Genomic DNA, 22,764 nt, shown 5'->3' on the forward strand with positions numbered 1-22,764 from the left:
CGTTCATCGAAAATCCACTAGCCCGACAAGCTTGAGCCAACTAGCTGCTTTCTTCAGGCAGACTCCGACGATCCTTAGTGAGTGCAGCACGGGCGGCAAGATCGGGTGCGGAAGGATAATCCACCCCAACCAGGCTTAAGCCACAGGCTGCCGCCACCGGCACACGGGAAGAACGACTGCGTTGTTCAAGCAATTCACTGGGAAACTCCGCCGCTCGACGTCCCTCCCCCACTGCTAAGCAAGCCCCCACTAGAGAACGCACCATGGACCAACAGAAGGCATCAGCAGTCACTCGGGCTTCGTAGAGTTGCGGCTCTGCTGGCGTAGATACGTCGTGCCAGGTAAAAGATTCTAGGTCGCGGACCGTGGTGGCATGAGGCTTGGCTTTACAAAAGGCAGCAAAGTCATGCAACCCGATCAACACATCTGCAGCTTCCTGCATGGCAAGAAGATCTACTGGCTTTTTCCAGGTGGCAGTGTCTCGTGCGCGAGTGGGCAATGCTCCGCGGGGATGGGTAGTCACTCGGTAGACGTAGTGGCGACGCAACGCAGAAAAGCGAGCGTCGAAAGCCTCCGGTGCGATAGTGCAGGAATGGACCCGCACGTCATCATCGAGCATTCTGCCTAGGCGACGAACCAATCGGCTAGGGTCGCCGTTGATGGAGCGTTGTTCAAGCCGGTCAGCGGGAACATCAAGGTGCGCGACTTGGCCTGCAGCATGTACTCCGGCATCGGTTCGCCCAGCGACGGTCAACGCAGCGTCGATACGCAGAATGCGGGAGAGCGCATCCTCGAGCAGCCCTTGGACGGTACGCAAAGTATGCCCGTCATGGCCTTTCTGGCTGGCCCAGCCATGAAAATCGGTGCCATCGTAGGCAAGGTCAAGCCGGAGGCGAAGCTGGTCGGTATCCATGGTGAACACAGAATACCGACTGAAGCTCACTCCGCTGCGCTACGGGTACTGATACCCAGCAGACGATAGAGCGGACAAAATCCGGTTGCCGCGGTGACGCCCATGATGACCGTGACCACAGCTAGCAGCCCCTTCAGCGGTTTTTGAGAATCCGAAAGCTGGCAAGCAACAGCACCAGTGATCAGCGCGAGCAGACCACGCACAACACGATCAATGAGGGTTTCGTTGCGATTCATGAAAGAGCCATCCTTAAAGTTCCAGCGGAAGTATTGGCCCCCAGCATAGGAGTTCTTGTCATCTGTCCTTCAGGCATGAAAAAACCGCACCCCCTTCCCGGTTAAACCCGGGAAAGAAATGCGGTAATCAGTCTGCGACGGAAGTCGCTGAGAGAATTACTTCTCTTCAGCCTTGGCCTCTGCCTCAGCCTCAGCTGCCGACGCCGGCTGTGCCGGAGCCTCAGCGGAGACGTCGCCCTCGTTGGGCTCGGTCTCGTCTGCAGCAGTGTCAGCCGGAGATACCTCAGCCTGCTTGGAGGCTGCGGAGCGAGCGGCGCGGGTGGCCTCGGTGCTCACAGTCTCCTCGAGAACGAGGGAGATCTGAGACATCGGGGCGTTGTCGCCGGTACGGTTGTCCAGCTTGATGATGCGGGTGTAACCGCCTTCGCGGTTCTCGAACTTCGGAGCCAGCTCATTGAAGAGGTAGGCAACGACGTCCTTCTGCGGGATGTCAGTGAGCACCTGGCGGCGGGCGGCAAGTGAGCCATCCTTGGCCTTGGTGATCAGCTTCTCCACGTAGGGGCGCAAGGTTTTGGCCTTGGCGTCAGTGGTCTTGATGGCACCGTGCTCGATCAGCTGAGCAGCCAGATTGGAAAGAATCTTCTTCTGGTGCTGCGCCGAACCGCCGAGACGGGCGCCCTTCTTAGGGGTAGGCATGTAAGTACTCCTCGGGTACGAAAGTGGTGAGCGCGACGGGTGATTACCTCAGATGAGGCAAACACCCTGGTGGGCGTCTTACTCGGAATCCTCGGCGTCGGTGTCGACGAAATCGCCGGTCTCAGCGTCATAGCCCTCTAGGGTGGAGGGATCGAAATCCTCAGGTGCATCTTTCAGGGTCAGACCCAAGCCTGCGAGCTTGATCTTGACTTCGTTGATCGACTTCTGACCGAAGTTGCGGATATCCAGCAGGTCCGACTCGGTGCACTCTGCGAGTTCACCGACGGTGTGGATTTCCTGACGCTTCAGGCAGTTGTACGAACGAACGGAGAAGTTAAGATCTTCGATCGGCATACCGTAGGCGGCGATGTACTCGGTCTCCTGCGGTGAGGGACCGATCTCGATGCCTTCGGCGGCGGTGTTGAGTTCACGGGCTAGGCCGAAGAGCTCAACGAGGGTCTTGCCTGCGGAGGCAACTGCATCACTGGCGGTGATGGAGTTCTTGGTCTCCACATCGATGACTAGCTTGTCGAAGTCCGTGCGCTGTTCGACACGGGTGGCCTCGACCTTGTAGCTGACCTTGAGTACTGGGGAGTAGATCTGATCGACCGGAATACGTCCGATGTCTCCCCCGCCAGCGGTGGTTGCTGCCGGAACGTAGCCGCGGCCACGCTCGACAATCAATTCAATGTCAAGCTTTGCCTGCTCATTAAGGGTAGCGATATGCAGATCCGGGTTATGGATCTCCACACCTGCCGGCGGCTGAATGTCGCCAGCGGTAACCGCTCCCGGGCCTTCCTTGCTCAGGTACATAACCACTGGCTCGTCGGAGTCAGAGGATAGGACCAGACCCTTGATGTTGAGGATGATCTCAGAGACATCCTCCTTCACACCGTTGATCGTGGTGAACTCGTGGAGCACACCTTCGAGCTTGACGGAGGTGACAGCTGCGCCGGGAATCGACGACAGCAGAGTCCGGCGCAATGAGTTGCCGAGGGTGTAACCGAAACCTGGCTCGAGCGGTTCAATAACGAACCGGGAACGAGCGGAATCGATGAGCTCCTCGGTGAGCGTAGGGCGCTGGGAAATGAGCATGAAACTCTCCTTGATGGACGTCCACTATTTGACGTCGTTTCGGAAAATGAGGATTGCGGAAACTAAAAGCCTTTGGCGACCGGAAACACCGGCCGACACAAGGATTACTTCGAGTAGAGCTCGACGATGAGCTGCTCTTGCAGCGGCACGTCAATCTGAGCGCGCTCGGGCAGCTGGTGCACGAGGATGCGCAGGGTGGACGGAACGACCTGCAGCCAAGCCGGAACGACGGCTTCGATGAGGCTGTCCTGAGCCTCTTCGAACCAGATCATCGACTGTGACTTCTCACGAATGTCGATGATGTCGTACTGCGAGACCTGGAAGGACGGAACGTTAACGCGCTTGCCGTTGACCAGGAAGTGTCCGTGGGAAACCAGCTGACGGGACTGACGGCGGGTGCGTGCCAGTCCTGCGCGGTAGATCACGTTGTCAAGGCGGGACTCGAGCAGAACCAACAGGTTCTCGCCGGTCTTGCCCTGGCGGCGAACTGCCTCAGCGTAGTAGCGGCGGAACTGCTTTTCCAGGACGCCGTAGGTGAAACGAGCCTTCTGCTTTTCCTGCAGCTGCAGGAGGTACTCAGACTCCTTGATGCGAGCGCGGCCAGCCTGCCCCGGGGGGTAGGGACGGCGTTCAAAAGCCATGTCTCCGCCGACGAGGTCGACGCGGAGGCGGCGGGACTTACGTGTTGCGGGGCCGGTATAACGAGCCATGTTTTTTTACCTCTTCCTTTCTCTGATTAAACGCGACGGCGCTTCGGCGGGCGGCAACCGTTGTGGGGCTGCGGCGTCACGTCCGAGATGGAGGACACCTCAAGGCCGGCGGCCTGGAGGGAACGAATGGCAGTCTCGCGACCCGAACCCGGGCCCTTGACGAATACGTCAACCTTCTTCATTCCGTGATCCATTGCCTTGCGAGCAGCGGACTCGGCAGCCATCTGCGCTGCGAACGGGGTGGACTTACGAGAGCCCTTGAACCCGACGTGTCCTGAGGAAGCCCAGGCAATGACGGCACCATGCGGGTCAGTGATCGACACGATGGTGTTGTTGAAGGTGGACTTGATGTAAGCGTGGCCCTGGGCCACGTTCTTTTTGACGGCGCGACGGCCAGTGCGGCGCGCGCCAGTGCGTGTCTTCGGAGGCATGTGCTACTTCTTCTTTCCGGCGATCGTCTTCTTCGGACCCTTACGCGTACGTGCGTTGGTCTTGGTGCGCTGGCCGCGGACGGGCAGGCCACGACGGTGGCGCAGGCCCTGGTAGCAGCCGATTTCAATCTTGCGACGGATGTCAGCCTGAACCTCGCGGCGGAGGTCTCCCTCGACCTTCCAGGTTCCTTCGATGACGTCGCGGAGTGCGGCAACCTGGTCATCGGCAAGGTTGTCGGTGCGCAGATCCGGAGAGATGCCGGTTTCTTCGAGCAGCTTGGCGGCACGGGCGGGGCCGATGCCGTAAATGTAAGTGAGTGCGACTTCCATGCGCTTGTTACGCGGAAGGTCAACACCAGCAAGACGTGCCATGTGGCAGTACCTTTCGGGTTGTCACGGTGGTTTTCTCCCTACTCGCCCCCACCAAGCGGCACTGGGTCCGGACCGATGACCGGACTGGGTACCGTGGTTCGTGAGGCTTCGGCCACCGTGGCCGAAGGTGAATTTAGCGCGCTTGAGCTGTAACTAAGCAGCAATCGATGCGCGCCGGTGAGCAGGGAGGCGGGTGGTTCTTACTTGTAGCGGTAAACGATGCGACCGCGGGTCAGGTCGTACGGAGACAGCTCCACAACGACGCGATCCTCGGGGAGGATACGGATGTAGTGCTGGCGCATCTTCCCACTGATGTGAGCAAGAACTTTGTGTCCGTTGTCGAGCTCGACTCGGAACATTGCATTCGGTAGGGGTTCGACGATGCGACCCTCTACCTCGATGGCGCCTTCCTTTGCCATATCCTCCACTTTCTTGGTGCCGGCTGATTACGACACCTGCGCGTTTACATGTCTACTACTGGTGCATAGCTCAGAGCATATACACCAAGGTGACATCTTACCCACAACCAGTTCAAAAACAAAACCCCCCACCAGGGGCGCGCAGTTGGAAGATGCGTGCCGCCAGCGAAGGGAGGTTGAAGAAATTGAAAGATCTAGTAGACGTAGACCTTATCCCCGATCTGAAGCTCATTAAAGAAAGTCACCGCATCATTGTGGCTCAGGTGAATGCAACCATGCGAGAGAACGTTGGGATCACCCTCATGGAAAGCGATGCCGTTGTAGGTGAAGTACACCGAATAAGGCATCGGTGCCTCATTAAACTCATAGGAGACCTCGTCTTTGACCTTCCGGTTCACCCAGTAAGTACCAGTAGGAGTCTCCCAGCCCTCGCGCCCGGCGCTCATGTACACATCGCCGTAATAGACCTGGCCGTTGTTTTGCAGCCAAGTCCGGCGACCGTTGAGGTCAATGCACGCGGTGGCATCAGCAGGACAGCTACCATAATCAAATGCCGGGATCGGAGCAGGTTCCGCGATCCGGGTCGCCGTCGGCGCGGGCAGGGCAGCGGCAGTGCGCTCGTTGATCATTCCCGGAAATGCGCTATCAACGGCAGCGTCGACGACATTGCGGATGGCAGCTGCAGTCTGCGGATTGAGCATGTTGGTTTCCTGATGAATAGCATTGCGGGTATCCCAAGTGCTATCACGAACAGCGGCATCGACAGCGTCGACAGCGTCGCTGGATCCGGAAGAAAGCCCCGGCAGCTCAACTTGAGCGTTGGCCACGGCCGGGGTCACCAGCAAGGTGGCGGCGGTGGCAGCAGAGGCGAGAAGGCCGACAAAGCGGCGAGAGATCAGACGCATGGCAGGAGTATATGCCAAAAACTCTATGCTTTTCGACTCGGACACTTGTTAATTTCGCAATTAACTAGCGTCGAGGGGTGAGAATGCGGGGACCTGCCTCGGTAGCAGCTACGGTGTGCTCCCAGTGGGAAGCAAAGGATCCATCGAGGGTGACAACAGTCCAATCATCTTCAAGCACGGCTGAATCTGTAGTGCCTAGGGTGAGCATCGGCTCAATGGCCAACACCGACCCCGCTTGAATGGCTGGACCACGGCCAGCCTTTCCTTCGTTAGCCAAAAAGGGATCTTCATGCATTGTCCGGCCGATCCCGTGACCGCCATAGCCATCAACGATTCCCAAAGCCACTCCAAAGCGCTTCTCTGCACTACGGGTGGCTACCTCCAGGGCATGGGAAACATCGGTGAGTCGATTACCTGGGACCATAGCCTTGAGCCCCTCAAGGAGCACGAATTCCGTGGCTTGATTGAGCTTGGCTACTTCATCCTCAATTTTGCCGATGCCAAAGGTCCAAGCCGAATCCCCGACCCAACCCTCTAGGGTCGCGCCGCAATCGATGGAGATCAAATCGCCTTCGGCCAAGACAGTCTCCACATGTGGAATGCCGTGGACAATTACCTCATTGACTGAGGCGCAGATGGAGCCGGGGAACCCCTCATACCCTTTGAACGTAGGGGTAGCACCAGCGTCGCGGATGATCGACTCAGCGATCTGATCTAGCTCAAGGGTGCTCACCCCTGGGGCGGCTGCGGCTTTGACCGCTTGTAGAGCGCTACCAACGATTTCTCCGGCCGCTTGCATGGCGTCAAGTTCGCCTGCGGTCTTGGCGGGAATGGCTCGGCGTTTGGAACGAAAGCCCATGATGTACTGCTCCTGCGAATAGAAAGAAAAGGAAAGGCCGCCCTTGGGGAAAATCCCCAAACGGCGGCCTCATGAATCAGGCTGAAAAGCTAGCTCTTCAGCGCAGCCAGTGCGCGGTCGTTGATCTCAGCGACCTCGCCCTCTGCCTTGATTTCGATGATGGCATCGCCATAGTGCTCGATCAGCGGAGCAGTCTCATCGCGGTAGACACCAAGGCGGGTACGAATGGTCTCTTCGTTATCATCGGCGCGGCCACGTGAGAGCATGCGCTCTACGACCACATCTTCAGAAACTCGGAAGTTCAGGACACCGTCAAGGTTGAGATCGCTGGCAGCCAGCAACTCGGTGAGAATATCTGCCTGCTCCACCGTGCGGGGGAAACCGTCCAGGAGGAAACCTGCCGCTGCGTCGGGTTCGGCCAAGCGGGACTCGACCATCCGAGCGGTGACATCGGTGGGGACAAGCTTGCCCGCATCGATATAGGACTTGGCTTCTAGACCGAGAGGGGTGCCTTCGCCAATGTTGGCACGGAAGAGATCACCTGTGGAGATGTGCGGGACACCCAGCTTTTCCGAAAGCAGAGCGGCCTGGGTGCCCTTGCCTGCACCGGGGGGTCCGAGGAGTACAAGTCTCATTTGAGCAGTCCTTCGTAGTTGCTTTGGAGAAGCTGGGATTCGATCTGCTTCACCGTGGTCAATGCGACCGACACCAGAATGAGGATGGCAGTACCGCCAAAGGCCGTCATTCCGGAGCTCACGCTACCCACGCTCATATCAAGCGCAAGGTTGGGCAAAACGGCGATGGTACCGAGATAGATGGCACCAACGAAAAGAAGACGGTTCATGACGAAGCCGAGGTACTCTGCAGTCGGTCGACCCGGGCGAATACCCGGGATAAACCCACCGTACTTCTTCATGTTCTCTGCCTGATCATTCGGGTCATACTGCACCGAGACGTAGAAGTAGGAGAAGAAAATGATGAGGATGAAATAGAGGACAATGTACTGCCACGAAGAAGGCGTCAACAGATACTGAATAACGTTGCGCTGCCACCAGTTATCCGGAGTAGTCGCGGAGTTAGAATTAACGATTTCCGTGATCAGCACCGGCATGTAAATCAACGAGGATGCGAAGATCACTGGGATGACGCCTGCCTGGTTGACTTTCAGCGGCAGGTAAGTAGAGGTACCTCCGTATTGACGGCGCCCGACCATCCGCTTGGCGTATTGCACCGGAATCCTTCGCTGGCCCTGCTCAACGAAGACCACACCGATAACTAGCACGATGACGGCGGCGACAACGAGTGCGAACACCATGCCACCGGAGGTCTGGAGGATACTCATGCCGTCAGTAGGTAGGCGGGTGGCGATACCAGCGAAGATCAACAGCGACATGCCGTTGCCGACACCCTTCTCGGTGATGAGCTCACCGAGCCACATCACCAAAATTGCACCCGAGGTCATCACGAAGACCAAGAGCAGTAGGTCGAAGATGGTGCGATCTGCGACCAACACCGAGATACCTTCGCCCAGCAGCTGCTCACGGTCGGCCAACGCAACGATGCCTGCAGATTGCAGCAACGCCAGCGCCAGCGTGAGATAACGGGTGTACTGCGTCATCTTGGACTGGCCTGACTGGCCTTCCTTCTTCAACTCCTCGAAATGCGGAATCACCACAGTGAGCAGCTGAACGATAATCGACGCGGTGATATAGGGCATGATCCCGATCGCGAAGATAGATAGCTGTAACAGCGCGCCACCAGAGAAGAGGTTAATCAGCGAATAGACGCTGCCCTGATCTTGGGTGAGCTCACGTAGACGACCACTGATCGACGCGTAGTCGACGCCCGGGGACGGGATCTGCGCGCCAACACGGTAGAGAACGACCATCAGCACAGTGAAGATGATCTTCTTGCGCAGATCGACATCCTTGAATGCCTGGATAATGGCGGACACTAAGCCTCCTGGCCTTGACTGCCCGACCATCTTGGCCAGCAGAGCAAGGGATAATGACACGATTGACTTGATCAGCCTACCAGTGAGGCCCAAGCAAGGTTTATTCGCAACCCACAAGGTAGGGACCAAGGGCCAGAGCACTCGAGTCGGCGGCGGTCATCTCAGCACCATTAGTACTGGCAATGACGTACTTTCCTCGCTAATTCGATCCATTCTGTCCGATCTTATGGACATAAAAAGACCACCGCCCCATCCCCTTAGGGATGAGACGGTGGTCAGTTTTTCGGTGGTTCGTCTACCTGAAGGCTTAGGCCTCGGTGACGGTTCCGCCGGCAGCCTCGATCTTTTCGACCGCGGACTTGGAGAACTTGTCAGCAGTGACATTCAGCTTGACGCCGAGGTCACCGTTGCCCAGCACCTTCACCGGCTGCTTCGGGCGCACGAGGCCCTTAGCAACGATGTCGGCGAGGGTGACGTCGCCACCCTGCGGGAAGGCAATCTCCAGGTCAGAAACATTGACAACCTGGAAGACGACACGGTTCGGGTTCTTGAAGCCCTTGAGCTTCGGCAGACGCATATGCAGCGGCATCTGGCCACCCTCGAAAGCGGCCGAAACCTGCTTGCGAGCACGGGTGCCCTTGGTGCCGCGACCTGCGGTCTTGCCCTTGGATGCCTCGCCGCGGCCAACGCGGGTCTTCGGCGTGTTAGCGCCCTTTGACGGGCGCAGGTCGTGGAGCTTGATGATATCGCTCATTGTTACTACTCCCCTGCCACTTCTTCGACGGTGACCAGGTGGCGCACGACGTGGACCATTCCGCGCACCGAAGCGGTGTCGGGAAGGATCACGGAGTGGCGGATGCGACGAAGACCGAGAGCGCGCATGTTCTCACGCTGCTTCGGCTTGGTGCCCACTAGTCCCTTGATCTGGGTGATCTTCAGAGCCATGATTTAGGCCTCCTGCCCTGCGCGAGCGCGCAGCATACGAGCCGGAGCGACCTCCTCGAGGGTCTTACCGCGACGAGCGGCAACCTCCTCGGGGCGGACCAGCTGCTTGAGGCCGGCCACGGTCGCATGAACGACGTTGATGGCGTTGTCGGAGCCCAAGGACTTCGACAGGATGTCCTGCACACCGGCGCACTCAAGCACCGGACGTGCTGCACCACCGGCGATGACGCCGGTACCCGGGGATGCCGGGCGCAGCATGACGATGCCTGCTGCAGCTTCACCCTGAACCGGGTGGGTAATGGTGCCACCGACCATCGGGACGCGGAAGAAGTTCTTGCGAGCCTCTTCAGCACCCTTCTGGATTGCGGCGGGAACTTCCTTGGCCTTGCCGTAACCGACACCAACCATGCCCTTGCCGTCGCCCACGATCACTAGAGCGGTGAAGCTGAAGCGACGACCACCCTTAACGACCTTGGACACACGGTTGATGGTGACGACGCGCTCGATGTACTGATTGCGCTCGTCCTGCTGCTGGTTGCGACGATCATCGCGGCGTCCGCCACCACGGCGGTCGTTGCGATCGTTCTTGTTGTTGCTGTTGTTGTTGGAGCTGGTGCTATCGGCGGAGCGTCCGCCGTCACGCCGTTCACGTCCCGGCATTACGCGTTCCTTCCGTAGGTGTTCTTGGAGTCGATGATCATTAGAACTTCAGACCACCTTCACGAGCAGCCTCGGCCAGAGCCGCGACGCGGCCATGGTACTTGTAGCCCGCACGGTCGAAGACGACCTGCTCGATACCGGCTGCCTTGGCGCGCTCAGCGATCAGCTGACCAACCTGAGCTGCTTTAGCCTTCTTGTCGCCCTCGAGGGAACGAACAGCCGGCTCCATAGTGGAAGCTGCGGCCAAGGTATGGCCTGCGACATCGTCGATCACCTGAACGTGCATGTGACGCGAAGTGCGGTGCACGACCAGACGCGGCGCCGCGAGGGTGCCACGCAGGGTCTTGCGGATACGGAAGTGACGACGTGCGCGAGCGACGCGACGACGGCTGGAAATATCCTTGCCGACCGGTGTGCGCTTGGTGTTCTCTGCAGTGTTGCTCATGCTTACTTACCCGTCTTTCCGACCTTGCGGCGGACCTGCTCGCCTTCGTAGCGGATGCCCTTACCCTTGTAGGGGTCGTCCTTCCGCAGACGGCGAATGTTTGCGGCGATCTGTCCGACCTGCTGCTTGTCAATACCCGAAACCGAGAGCTTGGTGGTGCCATCAACTGCGAAAGTGATGCCCTCCGGAGCCTCGATCAGAATGGGGTGAGAATAACCGAGGGCGAACTCAAGGTTCTTGCCCTTGGCCTGGACGCGGTAACCCACGCCAAAGATCTCCATCTTGATGGTGTATCCCGTGGTTACGCCAACAACCATGTTGTTGACCAACGAACGGGACAGGCCGTGGAGTGCACGGTTCTTGCGGTGGTCATCCGGGCGGGCGACAACGAGTGAGTCGCCTTCGACGGTGACGGAGATCGGAGCCGGGAGCTCGAAGGACAAAACGCCCTTAGGACCCTTGACCTCGACATTTTGGCCGTCGATGGCGGTAGTGACGCCGGACGGAATGGCAATCGGATCTTTACCGATACGCGACATATTTGCTCAATCCTCCCTCTACCAGACGTAGGCGAGAACTTCTCCGCCTACGCCCTTCTCGGTTGCCTGGCGATCGGTTAGGAGACCCTGGGACGTGGAAATGATAGCCACGCCCAGGCCGCCGAGGACCTGCGGCAAGTTGGTGGACTTGGTGTAAACGCGCAAGCCCGGCTTGGACACGCGACGCACACCAGAGATGGAACGCTCGCGGGTCGGGCCGTACTTGAGCTCGAGAGACAGGGTCTTACCGACCTTGGCGTCTTCGACCTCGTACTTAGCGATGTAGCCCTCCTGCTTGAGGATCTCCGCAATGTTGATCTTCAGCTTGGAAGAGGGCATCGACACGATGTCATGGTGCGCATGATTTGCGTTACGCACGCGCGACAACATGTCGGCAATGGGGTCAGTCATGGTCATAGGTGTGACCGTTAACCTTTCTCGCTGCGGTTCCCTTACCCACCAGGGTCGTTTGCCGAGTGTTCCGTCGGGCCACTTCACGCTCCCCGGGCTCAATAACCCAGGGCGCTCGCTGCCACTTCTCACTCGGTCGCCGTGTTGGCGGGGGGCCTGCAACAAAGTTGAATGTTCATGTACTAGGCGGAAAAGTCACCTTAAAAAAGGCGCACGAGTCCGACGGTTAAGGCTACCCGCTCGCCCGCTGGAAACAAAATCCCACCTCGTGCACACTTGCTATCGGCCGAAGACACTGGCAGCAGATCTTCATAAACGAACACCCAGTTCCCCTACTATCTGAGTACTTTCGATGGTGGCCATGTGCACCTTTGTGATCCCAAACGCGGATCAGCTCTGGCCAACAGCCAGCGACGGTCTAGTCTGCCCAACAAGAATCGGTGGGCATAGACTTAACGCACACTGCACGAATAGGGAGAGAACTGGTGTCAGCACACAAACACGATGAACTTGAATCTACCCATGAGTGGTTAGCTACGGTCGCTCTCGATTTAGATGTGGACCCAGCGCTACTGCGTCCGCTGGTCGGCGACTTGCTGAAATTGACCAAAGAAGTGGCCCATAACGGCCCTTCCCGGCCAGCTGCACCATTGACCGCTTTTCTCGTAGGCCTGTCTGCAGGCGCCGCTACGACTAACCTCGACTCCACAAATGAAGCGATGATCACACGAGTGCGAGAACGGATTGCTCAGATCGGACCTCTATTAGACGCCAGCGCTGAGAATCTGCCAGACGAATCCAACAGGCGAAGAAACTAGGATAGACAGTATGAACTCCCACGATCAGGTCTCCCAAGTCAATGAGGTCGCCAACAGGTTCGACCACCCTAAGGTCACCGGCCCTTATAAATCAGCTGCTGGCATCGCTGGCGTTTTCCACGCGATGGAACACGCCATTCCTGCACGTGGCCTCCTGCCACTGCTGAACATGAACAAACATGGCGGCGTCGATTGTCCTGGCTGCGCATGGCCGGAGCCGGCTCAGTCCGAGCTGGGCATGGTGGAGTTCTGTGAAAACGGTGCCAAGGCTATCGCCGAGGAAACCACTCCGCAACGCGCAGGGGTGGAGTTCTGGGCTAAGCACAGCATTGCTGACCTGCGGGAAAAGACCGATCACTGGCTAGGCAAGCAAGGCCGAATCACTCAGCCAATGCTCTACGATCGCTCCAGCGGCAATGAGCATTACCAGCCGGTGAGCTGGGATGATGCCTTCGATCTGATCGCGGAACAACTCGGACGCACCAGCGGCCAGCAGGCCGCCTATTATACTTCTGGCCGCGCCTCCAACGAAGCCGCCTATATGCTCGGCTTGCTGGCCCGTCGCCAAGGATCCAATAACCTGCCTGATTGTAGCAATCTGTGTCACGAGTCCACCGGTGCTGCGTTAAGCCAAACCGTTGGTTTAGGCAAAGGCAGCGCCACGATGAATGACCTGCACGTTACTGATCTGCTCATCTCGGTCGGCCAGAACCCAGGCACTAATCACCCGCGTGCTTTGACTGCTTTCAAAACGCTCAAAGACAACGGCGGGAAGATCGTGGCAGTCAATCCGCTACCGGAGACCGGGCTGATGAAATTCACTGAGCCCCAGTCGATCAAGGGTGTGCTCAATATCCCGGAAACCCTCACCGATGAGTTCGTCCAGGTACGCCTCGATGGCGACCGCGCCTTCTTCCAAGCCCTCAACCGCGAGCTAATCCGCCGTGACGCACTCGATCACGTCTTCTTGGATACCTTCTGCACTGGCGTCGAAGAGACCATCGAGCATCTGATGAGTCTGGAAGATGCCGACCTCGAGCGTGGCTCCGGCATCCCGATGTCCCAGGTCCGCAAGGTCGCAGACATGGTTGAGGACTCCGATACTGCCATCGTCTCCTGGACGCTGGGAGTTACCCAGCACAAGAATGCAGTGGCCACTATCCGGGAGATGATGAACTTCCTGCTACTGACGGGCAACATCGGCAAACCCGGAGCCGGCAGTTTCCCCTTCCGCGGGCACTCCAACGTCCAGGGCGATCGGACCATGGGCATTTGGGAGAAAATGCCAGAGTCCTTCCTCCAAGCACTCGAAGATGAATTTGGCTTCGATGTTCCTCGTGAACACGGCTTGGATACCGTCGATACTTTGCGCCACATGCGGGATGGGAACAATAAGTTCTTTCTCTCCTTGGGCGGAAACTTGGTACGAGTCTCCTCCGATACCTCTGCGGTTGAAAAAGCGATGGCGGCGCAAGAACTGACGGTCCACCTCTCGACCAAGGTCAACGGATCGCACGCCTGGCCGGGTGAGAAGTCGCTGATTCTGCCGGTGTTGGCACGCACGGACGTCGATAAGCAGGCCTCTGGGCCGCAAAAGGTGACGGTAGAAAACTCCGCCAGCATCGTCTCGGCCTCCGAAGGCCACCGCAAGGCCAATCGAGACCTAGACCTGAAATCTGAGGTGGAGATTTTGGCCACCATCGGCAAGCGCACTTTTGGTGACGCCTTCTGGCAGCCGATGATCGACGACTACGGGGTCATCCGTGATCACATCGAAGCCACCATTCCCGGCTTCGAGCGCTTCAACGAACGGATCGAGCAGCCCGGCGGGTTCTCCCTACCCAACGGCCCGCGTGAGCGAATCTTCAACACCGCTTCGGGCAAGGCTCAGCTGGCTATCAATCAGACTGATGTCATCGAATTGCCAAAAGACTATTTCCTCATGTCCACGGTGCGTTCGCACGATCAGTTCAACTCCACTATCTATGGGCTCGATGACCGATACCGCGGCATCCACAATGGCCGCCGCGTGGTCTTTGTCAGCCCGGCCGACTGCCGGAAACGTGGACTTAAAGACGGCGACCTAGTCGATATCGTCTCGGTCTGGGAGGACGGTGAGCGTCGCGCTCCAAGCTTCCGAGTCGTCGAGTATGACACGGCTGCAGACTGCGTCACCACCTATTTCCCAGAGACTAACGTCTTGGTCCCCCTAGATTCCACCGCCAAGGGCTCCAACACTCCGGTCTACAAATCCGTGTTGGTCCGCTTAGAGCCGCTAGGTATTCGTGCCGAGGACGTCCCCGAGATCACTGAGACCGAAGAGGCCTAGAACTATGGGTCGTCTCAATCACAGTTTCCCGGTCACCCGGGTGCGCGTAGATGAGCAGGGTGTCCATACCGATACCCGTGGGGACTTAGTCAGCGTCGAAGAACCGTTGGAACTACGTGTTGATGGGACCACTTTCTCAACCACAATGCGAACCCCTGGCCACGATATCGAGCTAGTTCATGGCTTTCTGCACGGCGAGGGGTTGATCCACGAGGCCGCAGATGTCTCGACTGCTCGTTACTGCGCTGGCGCAACCGGCCCCGATGGGATGAACACCTATAACCTGCTCGAGGTTGATCTGGCGCAAGGAGTCCCGACGCCGGGCCCAGAGCTGATCCGATTGACAACGACGACGTCCGCTTGCGGGGTCTGTGGCACCAGCTCCATCGACCAGATCATGCGTAGGTCCGATCACCCGCTCAAGCAGGTCGCATTGGATCCGCGAGTGGTTCTTAGCCTGCCTGGCCAGCTGCGCAAACAGCAGTTGCAGTTTCGTCGTACCGGCGGGCTGCACGCCGCGGGTGCTTTCACATTGGCGGGCGATCCGATTGTGGTGCGGGAAGATGTCGGGCGCCATAATGCCGCAGATAAGGTCATCGGCGCCTTGCTTCTCGACGACCGCTTACCCGCCGATGATCTCATCCTGGTGGTCAGTTCACGGGCGTCCTTCGAGCTAGTTCAAAAGGCCGTCACCGCCGGTTTTGGCGCGATGGTTGCGGTCTCCGCGGCTAGTTCCCTGGCGATAGAACTGGCGGAGGAAGCCGGCTTAGCATTGACCGGATTCACAAGAGATAACCACTTCAATCTCTACGCTGGCCAACTGGCTACTTAGTCGGTCTCGGAGGTCCTTCCACCGAATGGAAGGCCCAGGAGACAGAACGAAAAAGACAGAACAAAACCCCCGCTGACCCTAAGGTCGGCGGGGGTTTCGATCTAGCTACCTACTTCTTGTAGGGGAAGCCCAGCTCGCGGAGCAAGACACGTCCCTCTTCGTCGTTGGTGGCGGTGGTGACGACAGTGATGTCCATGCCACGGGCACGGTCAACCTTGTCGACGTCGATCTCGTAGAACATGGTCTGCTCGGTGAGGCCGAAGGTGTAGTTGCCGTGTCCGTCGAACTGCTGGTCAGAAAGACCACGGAAGTCACGGATACGCGGGAGAGCGACAGTCAGCAGACGGTCGAGGAATTCCCACATACGGTCACCACGGAGGGTAACGCGGGCGCCAATCGGCATGCCTTCGCGAAGCTTGAAGTTCGCGATGGACTTGCGAGCGCGACGAACCTGGGGCTTCTGACCGGTAATCAGGGTCAGATCCTGGATAGCGCCGTTGATCAGCTTGGAGTCACGGGCAGCGTCGCCGACGCCCATGTTGACGACGACCTTGGTCACGCCAGGGATCTGCATGATGTTCTCGAAAGAGAACTCATCGTTGAGCTTGGTGCGGATTTCCTCGCGGTAGCGGGTTTTCAGACGCGGGGTGTAGTTCTCGCTCATGCTTAGATGTCCTTCCCGTTACGACGCGAAACACGGACCTTTTTGCCGTTGTCGTCGAAGCGGTAACCGACGCGAGTCGGGTTGCCTTCGGAGTCCAGGACCATCACGTTGGAGACGTTGATCGGAGCCTCCTGGGTAACGATGCCTTCGGACTCGGCGCCACGCTCCGGTGCGGAGTTAGCGACGTGCTTCTTGATGCGGTTGATGCCCTCAACGAGGACCTTCTCGGTCTTCGGGAAAGCCTGAATGACCTTGCCCTGGGCACCCTTATCGGGGCCTGAGATTACGAGGACCATATCGCCCTTGTGGATCTTCAACTAGATCACCTCCGGAGCAAGCGACACGATCTTCATGAACTTCTTCTCGCGAAGCTCACGAGCGACCGGGCCGAAGATGCGCGTACCGCGCGGCTCGTTGTCGTTCTTGATAAGGACTGCCGCGTTCTCATCGAAGCGGATGTAGGAGCCGTCTGCACGACGGGATTCCTTCTTGGTGCGGACGATGACGGCCTTGACAACCTCACCGGCCTTGACGTTTCCGCCTGGGGTTGCTTCTTTGACGGTAGCGACAATGGTGTCGCCGATTCCGGCAAAGCGTCGGGTTGAGCCACCGAGCACGCGAATGCACAGGATTTCCCTGGCACCGGTGTTGTCGGCGACCTTCATCCGCGATTCCTGCTGAATCACTATGGTCTCCTGACCTGGATCGTGTGCGTCAGATTTCCGGCCTGTACGCACCTGGTCTTGTTGTCTTACGTGTTTGACTTGGGCTTATCGACGAACTCGTCTTATCCGACGGTCGAAGGGTCTCGGTGAAGGTACGGAAAAGTTCGCTTCCCCGACCAGCACAGTCAACCTGAACATTTAACCATGCCCTGGGGTGGAAACTCAAATCACTCAAAACCGCACACAAATTGGACTCTGGCCAGTTCGCAGAGCGATACCTAGAGATGACTTCGGCCCCGTATCTGAACACGTGGTTCAGATACGGGGCCGAGGAAAAGATCAGGCGTTAAAGCAGTGCTTTACTTGGCCTTCTCGATGATCTCCACAAGACGGAAGTGCTTGTCCTTGGACATCGGGCGGGTCTCAGAGATAAGAACCAGGTCGCCGACGCCGGCGATCTCATTCTCGTCGTGAGCCTTAACCCTGGAGTTGGAGCGGATGGTCTTGCCGTAGAGCGCGTGGCTCTTACGGTCTTCCAGCTCGACGATGATCGTCTTCTGCATCTTGTCAGAGACGACATAGCCGGAGCGCTGCTTACGCACGCCCTTGTCGGTGTCAGTCACAGTTGCCTCACTCATAATTAAGCCTCAGCTCCCGGAACGACGGACAGGCCCAGCTCGCGCTCGCGAATAACGGTGTAGATGCGGGCGATGTCGCGCTTGACCGTGCGAAGGCGGCGGTTGTTGGTCAGCTGACCGGTGGCCGTCTGGAAGCGCAGGTTGAACAGCTCTTCCTTGGCCTCGGTCAGACGGTTCTCAAGCTCGGTTGCGTCGAGCTCACGGAACTCGAAGGCGGGGGTACCGGTTGCCATTAGAACTGGTCCTCCTTCTTGATGATGCGGACCTTGCAGGGAAGCTTCTGTGCGGCACGGCGCAACGCCTCAACGGCGGTGGCCTCGTCCGGGTAGCTCATCTCGAAAAGAACGCGGCCGGGCTTAACGTTGGCCACCCACTTCTCGACAGGGCCTTTACCGGAACCCATGCGCACGCCGAGCGGCTTCTGAGTCAGGGGGCGGTCCGGGAAGATGTTGATCCACACCTTGCCACCACGCTTAACGTGGCGGTTGATGGCAATACGTGCGGCTTCAATCTGACGGTTGGTGACGTAGGCAGGCTCAAGAGCCTGAATGCCGTAGTCACCGAAAGTGATGCGGTTGCCGCCCTTGGAGATGCCCGAACGGCTCGGACGGTGCTGGCGGCGGTACTTGACGCGCTTGGGGATAAGCACTTCTAGCCCTCCTGCTTCTGCTCGGCACGCTGACGACGCTGGCCGCCGCGGCGCGGACGGCCACCACGGTCATTGCGGTCGCCGCCGCGCCCACGACGCTCGGAAGGAGCGTTGATCTCGGACTCCCGGCGGCCGCCGACGACGTCACCCTTGTAGATCCACACCTTGACGCCAATGCGTCCGAAAGTGGTGTGAGCCTCGTGGGTGCCGTAGTCGATCTCGGCGCGCAGGGTGTGCAGCGGAACGCGACCTTCGTGGTAGCGCTCGGTGCGGGACATTTCGGCGCCGCCGAGGCGACCCGAACAAACGACCTTGATGCCCTTGACCTGCGGCTGACGCATGGCCGACTGAATGGCCTTACGCATTGCACGACGGAAGGCGACGCGGTTAACCAGCTGCTCAGCGATAGACTGAGCGACCAGGTTCGCGTTGGCGTCGATGTTTTTGACCTCGAGGATGTTGAGGGCAACCATCTTGCCGGTGAGCTTTTCGAGCTCGCGGCGAATGCGGTCGGCCTCAGCACCGCGACGACCAATCACGATGCCCGGACGGGCGGTGTGAATATCGACGCGGACGCGGTCACGGGTGCGCTCGATGACAACGTCGGCGATGCCGGCGCGATCTAGACCCGTGGACAGGAACGTCCGGATCTTGATGTCTTCAGCGACATAGTCGGCGTACTGCTTCTCGGCGTACCAGTGGGACTTCCAGTCGGAAGTGATGCCCAACCGGAGGCCGTGGGGATGGATCTTCTGGCCCACTAGTTGGCCCCTTCCTTCTGGGTTTCAACCACGACGGTGATGTGGCTGGAACGCTTGCGGATCTGGAAAGCACGGCCCTGAGCGCGAGGCTGGAAACGACGCATGGTCGGTCCCTCGTTAACGAATGCCTCGGAGATGAACAGGGTGCGCGGGTCCAGGCCGAAGTTGTTCTCGGCGTTAGCGGCTGCGGAAGCAACCACCTTGGCCACTGGCTTGGCTGCGTCCTGAGGTGCGTACTTCAGGATCGCGAGTGCCTCGGCGACGGTCTTACCGCGGACCAAGTCAAGGACGCGGCGGGACTTCATCGGGGAGGTGCGGACGTACTTGGCCGTCGCGCGTGCGGAGGTGATGGTTTCACTCATCGCTTATCGACGTCCCTTCTGGTCCTTGATGTGACCCTTGAAGGTCTTGGTGGGTGCGAACTCGCCCAGCTTGTGTCCGACCATTGCGTCGTCCACGAACACCGGCACATGCTTGCGACCGTCATGGACGGCGAAGGTGTGACCGATGAAATCGGGGAGAATGGTGGAACGGCGGGACCAGGTCTTAATGACCTTTTTGGTGCCGGCCTCGTTCTGAACATCCACCTTGTTGAGGAGGTGCTCATCGACGAACGGGCCCTTCTTAAGGCTGCGTGGCATATCGTTTTACCTCCTCTTAGCGCTTCTTGTTAGACCGGCGGCGACGCACGATCATCTTGTTGGAATAACGGTTCGGGTTGCGGGTGCGGCCTTCTTTCTGGCCCCACGGCGACACTGGGTGGCGACCACCCGAGGTCTTACCCTCACCGCCACCATGCGGGTGATCCACCGGGTTCATGACGACACCACGGACGGTCGGACGAACGCCTTTCCAGCGCATACGACCGGCCTTGCCCCAACGGACGTTGATCTGGTCAGCATTGCCGACCTCGCCGATGGTTGCGCGGCAGGAGATGTCCACGCGACGGATTTCGGTGGAGGGCATACGCAGGACTGCGTAGTTGCCTTCCTTACCGAGCAGCTGCACGGAGGAACCAGCGGAACGAGCCAGCTTGGCGCCAGCGCCCGGCTTGAGTTCCACGTTGTGAATCGTGGTGCCGGTCGGGATGTTGCGCAGCGGCAGGTTGTTGCCAATCTTGATATCGGCAGCTGAGCCGGTCTCAATGACAGCGCCCTGCTTCAGGCCCTTCGGAGCGATGATGTAGCGCTTTTCGCCATCGAAGAAGTGCAGCAGTGCGATGTTGGCGGTGCGGTTCGGGTCGTACTCGATGTGAGCGACCTTGGCCAAGATGCCATCTTTGTCATTGCGACGGAAGTCGATGACGCGGTAGCGGCGCTTGTGTCCGCCACCCTTGTGGCGAGTGGTGATGTGGCCGTGGGAGTTACGTCCACCGCTCTTGGTGATCGGGCGCAGCAGAGACTTTTCCGGAGTCGAACGAGTGATGTCCTCGAACACGGAAACGGAGCTCTGACGGCGACCCGGGGTTGTCGGCTTGTACTTGCGAATAGCCATAATGTGTCCTTTTCTCTCGACGCCTTAAGCGGCGGAGCCGCCGAAGATGTCGATGGAGTCGCTGCCTTCACGCAGCGTCACGTAGGCGCGCTTGGTGGCTTTACGCTGACCGTAACCGGTGCGGGTGCGCTTGCGCTTGCCCTCACGGTTAGCGGTGTTCACGGAAGCAACCTTGACGCCGAAGATCTGCTCGACGGCAACCTTGATCTGGGTCTTGTTGGAGGCCGGGTCGACGAGGAACGTGTAAACGTTCTGCTCCATCAGACCGTAGGACTTCTCAGAGACGACCGGTGCGATAACGACATCGCGCGGGTTAGCGATCTTCGCCATTTAGTTCTCCTCCTTGTCCGCAACGGTGTTGCGGCTGATGAGGGTGTGCAGTGCCTCGACGGAGAACACGACATCGTCGGCGTTCAGAACGTCGTAGGTGTTCAGCTGACCAGCATCCAGGATATGAACGCCCGGCAGGTTGTTGGCGCTGCGACGTGCGTTGACGTCTTCGCGGCCGACAACCAGGAGCACGCTGCGGCGCTCGGTAAGCTGTTCGATGAAGGTACGTGCCGACTTGGTCGACGGGGTCTGGCCGGGAACCAGCTCAGTGATCACATGAATGCGATCAGCCTGTGCGCGGTTGGTCAGAGCGCCGCAAAGAGCAGCAGCCTTCATCTTCTTGGGGGTGCGCTGGCCGTAGTCACGCGGCTTGGGGCCGTGGGAAATACCGCCACCAACGAAGTGCGGAGCACGGATCGAGCCCTGACGGGCGCGGCCGGTGCCCTTCTGGCGGAACGGCTTGCGTCCGCCGCCACGACGCTCAGAGCGCGTCTTGGTGGAGTGGGTGCCCTGACGGGCGCCCGCGAGCTGGGCGTTGACGACCTGGTGCATCAGAGCGATGGACACCTCGCGGTCAAAAATCTCGGCCGGCAGCTCAATCTGGCCGTCGGTGGTGCCTTCGGCAGTCTTGACGTCAAGTTTCAGATTGGTCATGCGTGTGCACCGCCCTTCACTGCGGTCTTAACGGTGACGATGCCGCCACGCACACCCGGGATTGCTCCCTTGATGAGCAGCAGGTTGGCATCGGAGTCAACCTTCTGAACCCGAAGGTTCTGGGTGGTGACGCGGTCATTACCCATACGGCCAGCCATACGCTTGCCCTTGAAGATACGACCCGGGGTCGCGGCAGCACCAATGCCACCAACGCGACGGTGGGCGGCCTGGTTACCGTGTGAGGCACCCTGGCCCTTGAAGCCGTGGCGCTTCATGCCACCGGCGAAGCCCTTGCCCTTGGAGGTACCGGTAACGTCGACGAACTCAATGCCGTCGAAGATGTCCACGGTGACGTCCTGACCGACCACGTAGCCGGAGATGTCGTTGACACGAATCTCGGCGACGTGGCGGCGGGGGGTAACGCCGGCCTTCTTGAAGTGACCTGCAGCAGGCTGGTTAGCCTTACGCGGGTCGATATCGCCAAAGGCGATCTGGATGGCGTTGTAGCCATCGATTTCCTGGGTGCGAATCTGGGTCACGACGCACGGCCCAGCCTCAACGACGGTGACCGGAACAACCCGGTTGCCTTCGTCGAAGACCTGGGTCATGCCGAGCTTGGTGCCCAGAATGCCCTTGATCTCGTTTTCACTCATTATTTATTCTCCGCTGCCAAGTATGTCGTCGATCACTGAATATTCACGTCGACGCTGGCCGGAAGGTCGATACGCATGAGAGCGTCAACCGTCTTCGGCGTCGGGTCGAGGATGTCGATCAGGCGCTTATGGGTGCGCATCTCGAAGTGCTCGCGAGAATCCTTGTACTTGTGGGGAGAACGAATAACGGCGTAAACGTTCTTCTCCGTTGGCAACGGCACAGGACCAACGACGCGTGCACCCGTACGGGTAACGGTCTCGACGATCTTCTTCGCGGATGCGTCGATCGCCTCATGGTCATAGGCCTTAAGCCGAATGCGGATTTTTTGTCCGGCCACGCTTATCCTCTTCCTCGCTTGTCCCACATCCTCGAAGGAGTGGTGGGAATCGCTTCTCGATTTCTCTATAACGTTGTCCGGGCATCGGGGCCTGGGCGCAACGCCAGTGTCTTGATTGCCATGACTGGCCAGGAGGTTCGAGGGCGTGGGCAAACCACAGCTCAAGGAAGTGCTCCTGACGGGGTACAAGACCCAAAATCAAGATTGGAAGGGATCTGCTTACCTCGCGATAAGCGTGAACCTTGCATACTGCCGCTGTTTATTTGCCATGCCCCTTCTCCGGTCCTCACTCTCGGGTGTGTCGACTATGTCGGCGACATTGACCCGATCATGAAGCCTTCCCAACCAG

36 protein-coding genes are annotated in these 22,764 nt (G+C 58.9%); 4 read left to right on the forward strand and 32 right to left on the reverse strand.

All coding sequences use genetic code 11. The features are described 5' to 3' along the window. Positions 1-40: 40 nt before the first annotated feature. From truA to rpsM, 7 genes are all read right to left on the reverse strand, one after another. On the reverse strand, positions 41-913 hold the full coding sequence (gene truA / locus C5L39_RS06160; RefSeq protein ID WP_123048198.1) for a tRNA pseudouridine(38-40) synthase TruA: 873 nt from the start codon (positions 911-913) through the stop codon (positions 41-43). Between the two features lie 26 nt (positions 914-939). Beyond that, positions 940-1,149, reverse strand: a complete 210-nt coding sequence (locus C5L39_RS06165) for a YgaP family membrane protein (protein WP_123048012.1) — start codon at positions 1,147-1,149, stop codon at positions 940-942. A 156-nt stretch (positions 1,150-1,305) separates the two neighbouring features. Further along, positions 1,306-1,845, reverse strand: a complete 540-nt coding sequence (gene rplQ / locus C5L39_RS06170; protein ID WP_123048013.1) for a 50S ribosomal protein L17 — start codon at positions 1,843-1,845, stop codon at positions 1,306-1,308. 78 nt (positions 1,846-1,923) lie between these two features. Then, positions 1,924-2,940, reverse strand: a complete 1,017-nt coding sequence (locus C5L39_RS06175) for a DNA-directed RNA polymerase subunit alpha (RefSeq protein WP_123048014.1) — start codon at positions 2,938-2,940, stop codon at positions 1,924-1,926. A gap of 104 nt (positions 2,941-3,044) precedes the next feature. Further along, complete coding sequence (gene rpsD, locus C5L39_RS06180) at positions 3,045-3,650, reverse strand: 30S ribosomal protein S4 (RefSeq protein WP_123048015.1); 606 nt, start codon at positions 3,648-3,650, stop codon at positions 3,045-3,047. Positions 3,651-3,676: 26 nt separating this feature from the next. After that, a complete protein-coding gene (gene rpsK, locus C5L39_RS06185; protein WP_123048016.1) occupies positions 3,677-4,081 on the reverse strand; it encodes a 30S ribosomal protein S11 in 405 nt (134 codons plus the stop codon). Positions 4,082-4,084: 3 nt separating this feature from the next. Then, complete coding sequence (rpsM, locus tag C5L39_RS06190) at positions 4,085-4,453, reverse strand: 30S ribosomal protein S13 (RefSeq protein WP_123048017.1); 369 nt, start codon at positions 4,451-4,453, stop codon at positions 4,085-4,087. Here rpsM and C5L39_RS10720 point away from each other — a divergent pair, their 5' ends adjacent. Further along, positions 4,454-4,606, forward strand: coding sequence for a hypothetical protein (locus C5L39_RS10720; RefSeq protein WP_165857996.1), 153 nt, complete (start codon positions 4,454-4,456; stop codon positions 4,604-4,606). 47 nt (positions 4,607-4,653) lie between these two features. Here the strand turns inward: C5L39_RS10720 and infA are convergent, their stop codons facing one another. The 11 genes from infA to rpsH all read right to left on the reverse strand — a co-directional run bounded on the left by infA (position 4,654) and on the right by rpsH (position 11,596). Next, complete coding sequence (infA, locus tag C5L39_RS06195; protein WP_003854422.1) at positions 4,654-4,872, reverse strand: translation initiation factor IF-1; 219 nt, start codon at positions 4,870-4,872, stop codon at positions 4,654-4,656. Positions 4,873-5,066: 194 nt separating this feature from the next. Next, the gene (locus C5L39_RS06200) at positions 5,067-5,795 is read right to left on the reverse strand and encodes a L,D-transpeptidase (protein ID WP_425453859.1); all 729 of its coding nucleotides are present in this window, start codon (positions 5,793-5,795) and stop codon (positions 5,067-5,069) included. A gap of 46 nt (positions 5,796-5,841) precedes the next feature. Next, positions 5,842-6,636 (reverse strand): type I methionyl aminopeptidase, encoded by a 795-nt coding sequence (gene map, locus C5L39_RS06205; RefSeq protein ID WP_123048019.1) that lies wholly within the window; start codon positions 6,634-6,636, stop codon positions 5,842-5,844. Positions 6,637-6,725: 89 nt separating this feature from the next. After that, on the reverse strand, positions 6,726-7,271 hold the full coding sequence (locus C5L39_RS06210; protein ID WP_123048020.1) for an adenylate kinase: 546 nt from the start codon (positions 7,269-7,271) through the stop codon (positions 6,726-6,728). Continuing rightward, on the reverse strand, positions 7,268-8,590 hold the full coding sequence (gene secY / locus C5L39_RS06215; protein WP_123048021.1) for a preprotein translocase subunit SecY: 1,323 nt from the start codon (positions 8,588-8,590) through the stop codon (positions 7,268-7,270). The genes C5L39_RS06210 and secY overlap by 4 nt, the downstream gene beginning before the upstream one ends. Positions 8,591-8,897: 307 nt before the next feature. Then, the gene (gene rplO / locus C5L39_RS06220) at positions 8,898-9,344 is read right to left on the reverse strand and encodes a 50S ribosomal protein L15 (protein WP_123048022.1); all 447 of its coding nucleotides are present in this window, start codon (positions 9,342-9,344) and stop codon (positions 8,898-8,900) included. A 5-nt stretch (positions 9,345-9,349) separates the two neighbouring features. Beyond that, positions 9,350-9,535, reverse strand: a complete 186-nt coding sequence (gene rpmD / locus C5L39_RS06225) for a 50S ribosomal protein L30 (RefSeq protein ID WP_123048023.1) — start codon at positions 9,533-9,535, stop codon at positions 9,350-9,352. Positions 9,536-9,538: 3 nt separating this feature from the next. Then, on the reverse strand, positions 9,539-10,195 hold the full coding sequence (gene rpsE, locus C5L39_RS06230) for a 30S ribosomal protein S5 (RefSeq protein WP_123048024.1): 657 nt from the start codon (positions 10,193-10,195) through the stop codon (positions 9,539-9,541). Positions 10,196-10,235: 40 nt separating this feature from the next. After that, positions 10,236-10,640, reverse strand: coding sequence for a 50S ribosomal protein L18 (gene rplR, locus C5L39_RS06235; RefSeq protein WP_123048025.1), 405 nt, complete (start codon positions 10,638-10,640; stop codon positions 10,236-10,238). 2 nt (positions 10,641-10,642) lie between these two features. Then, positions 10,643-11,179, reverse strand: a complete 537-nt coding sequence (rplF, locus tag C5L39_RS06240) for a 50S ribosomal protein L6 (RefSeq protein ID WP_123048026.1) — start codon at positions 11,177-11,179, stop codon at positions 10,643-10,645. Positions 11,180-11,197: 18 nt separating this feature from the next. Further along, complete coding sequence (gene rpsH, locus C5L39_RS06245) at positions 11,198-11,596, reverse strand: 30S ribosomal protein S8 (RefSeq protein WP_123048027.1); 399 nt, start codon at positions 11,594-11,596, stop codon at positions 11,198-11,200. A gap of 479 nt (positions 11,597-12,075) precedes the next feature. Here rpsH and C5L39_RS06250 point away from each other — a divergent pair, with 479 nt between their 5' ends. The 3 genes from C5L39_RS06250 to fdhD are packed head-to-tail and all read left to right on the forward strand — an operon-like array spanning position 12,076 to position 15,569. Further along, positions 12,076-12,408: a DUF6457 domain-containing protein gene (locus tag C5L39_RS06250; protein ID WP_123048028.1), complete on the forward strand. Its 333-nt coding sequence runs from the start codon at positions 12,076-12,078 to the stop codon at positions 12,406-12,408. A gap of 10 nt (positions 12,409-12,418) precedes the next feature. Next, positions 12,419-14,737 carry an FdhF/YdeP family oxidoreductase gene (locus tag C5L39_RS06255; RefSeq protein ID WP_165857997.1) on the forward strand — a complete coding sequence of 773 codons (2,319 nt, stop codon included), beginning with the start codon at positions 12,419-12,421 and terminating at the stop codon, positions 14,735-14,737. A gap of 4 nt (positions 14,738-14,741) precedes the next feature. Further along, positions 14,742-15,569 carry a formate dehydrogenase accessory sulfurtransferase FdhD gene (gene fdhD, locus C5L39_RS06260; RefSeq protein WP_123048029.1) on the forward strand — a complete coding sequence of 276 codons (828 nt, stop codon included), beginning with the start codon at positions 14,742-14,744 and terminating at the stop codon, positions 15,567-15,569. 109 nt (positions 15,570-15,678) lie between these two features. Here fdhD and rplE read toward each other — a convergent pair whose 3' ends face one another. The 14 genes from rplE to rpsJ all read right to left on the reverse strand — a co-directional run bounded on the left by rplE (position 15,679) and on the right by rpsJ (position 22,415). After that, on the reverse strand, positions 15,679-16,233 hold the full coding sequence (gene rplE, locus C5L39_RS06265) for a 50S ribosomal protein L5 (protein ID WP_123048030.1): 555 nt from the start codon (positions 16,231-16,233) through the stop codon (positions 15,679-15,681). 2 nt (positions 16,234-16,235) lie between these two features. Continuing rightward, on the reverse strand, positions 16,236-16,550 hold the full coding sequence (gene rplX, locus C5L39_RS06270) for a 50S ribosomal protein L24 (protein WP_123048031.1): 315 nt from the start codon (positions 16,548-16,550) through the stop codon (positions 16,236-16,238). Next, positions 16,551-16,919, reverse strand: a complete 369-nt coding sequence (rplN, locus tag C5L39_RS06275; protein ID WP_123048032.1) for a 50S ribosomal protein L14 — start codon at positions 16,917-16,919, stop codon at positions 16,551-16,553. 338 nt (positions 16,920-17,257) lie between these two features. Next, positions 17,258-17,536, reverse strand: a complete 279-nt coding sequence (gene rpsQ, locus C5L39_RS06280) for a 30S ribosomal protein S17 (protein ID WP_123048033.1) — start codon at positions 17,534-17,536, stop codon at positions 17,258-17,260. Between the two features lie 2 nt (positions 17,537-17,538). Beyond that, positions 17,539-17,769 carry a 50S ribosomal protein L29 gene (gene rpmC / locus C5L39_RS06285; protein ID WP_123048034.1) on the reverse strand — a complete coding sequence of 77 codons (231 nt, stop codon included), beginning with the start codon at positions 17,767-17,769 and terminating at the stop codon, positions 17,539-17,541. Continuing rightward, positions 17,769-18,185: a 50S ribosomal protein L16 gene (rplP, locus tag C5L39_RS06290; RefSeq protein WP_123048035.1), complete on the reverse strand. Its 417-nt coding sequence runs from the start codon at positions 18,183-18,185 to the stop codon at positions 17,769-17,771. Before rplP ends, rpmC begins: the two co-directional genes overlap by 1 nt. Positions 18,186-18,187: 2 nt before the next feature. Then, positions 18,188-18,946: a 30S ribosomal protein S3 gene (rpsC, locus tag C5L39_RS06295; RefSeq protein WP_123048036.1), complete on the reverse strand. Its 759-nt coding sequence runs from the start codon at positions 18,944-18,946 to the stop codon at positions 18,188-18,190. Next, positions 18,946-19,308 (reverse strand): 50S ribosomal protein L22, encoded by a 363-nt coding sequence (gene rplV, locus C5L39_RS06300; protein WP_123048037.1) that lies wholly within the window; start codon positions 19,306-19,308, stop codon positions 18,946-18,948. The genes rpsC and rplV overlap by 1 nt, the downstream gene beginning before the upstream one ends. 3 nt (positions 19,309-19,311) lie before the next feature. After that, a complete protein-coding gene (gene rpsS / locus C5L39_RS06305) occupies positions 19,312-19,587 on the reverse strand; it encodes a 30S ribosomal protein S19 (protein ID WP_123048038.1) in 276 nt (91 codons plus the stop codon). Positions 19,588-19,603: 16 nt separating this feature from the next. Next, a complete protein-coding gene (gene rplB, locus C5L39_RS06310) occupies positions 19,604-20,440 on the reverse strand; it encodes a 50S ribosomal protein L2 (protein ID WP_123048039.1) in 837 nt (278 codons plus the stop codon). Positions 20,441-20,464: 24 nt separating this feature from the next. Then, positions 20,465-20,770, reverse strand: a complete 306-nt coding sequence (gene rplW / locus C5L39_RS06315; protein WP_123048040.1) for a 50S ribosomal protein L23 — start codon at positions 20,768-20,770, stop codon at positions 20,465-20,467. Beyond that, positions 20,771-21,424, reverse strand: coding sequence for a 50S ribosomal protein L4 (gene rplD / locus C5L39_RS06320; RefSeq protein ID WP_123048041.1), 654 nt, complete (start codon positions 21,422-21,424; stop codon positions 20,771-20,773). Then, complete coding sequence (gene rplC / locus C5L39_RS06325; protein ID WP_123048042.1) at positions 21,421-22,077, reverse strand: 50S ribosomal protein L3; 657 nt, start codon at positions 22,075-22,077, stop codon at positions 21,421-21,423. Before rplC ends, rplD begins: the two co-directional genes overlap by 4 nt. A 32-nt stretch (positions 22,078-22,109) precedes the next feature. After that, complete coding sequence (gene rpsJ / locus C5L39_RS06330) at positions 22,110-22,415, reverse strand: 30S ribosomal protein S10 (RefSeq protein WP_003848085.1); 306 nt, start codon at positions 22,413-22,415, stop codon at positions 22,110-22,112. Between the last annotated feature and the right edge of the window lie 349 nt (positions 22,416-22,764).

Source organism: Corynebacterium alimapuense (genome assembly GCF_003716585.1).
In the GTDB taxonomy this organism is placed as follows: domain Bacteria; phylum Actinomycetota; class Actinomycetes; order Mycobacteriales; family Mycobacteriaceae; genus Corynebacterium; species Corynebacterium alimapuense.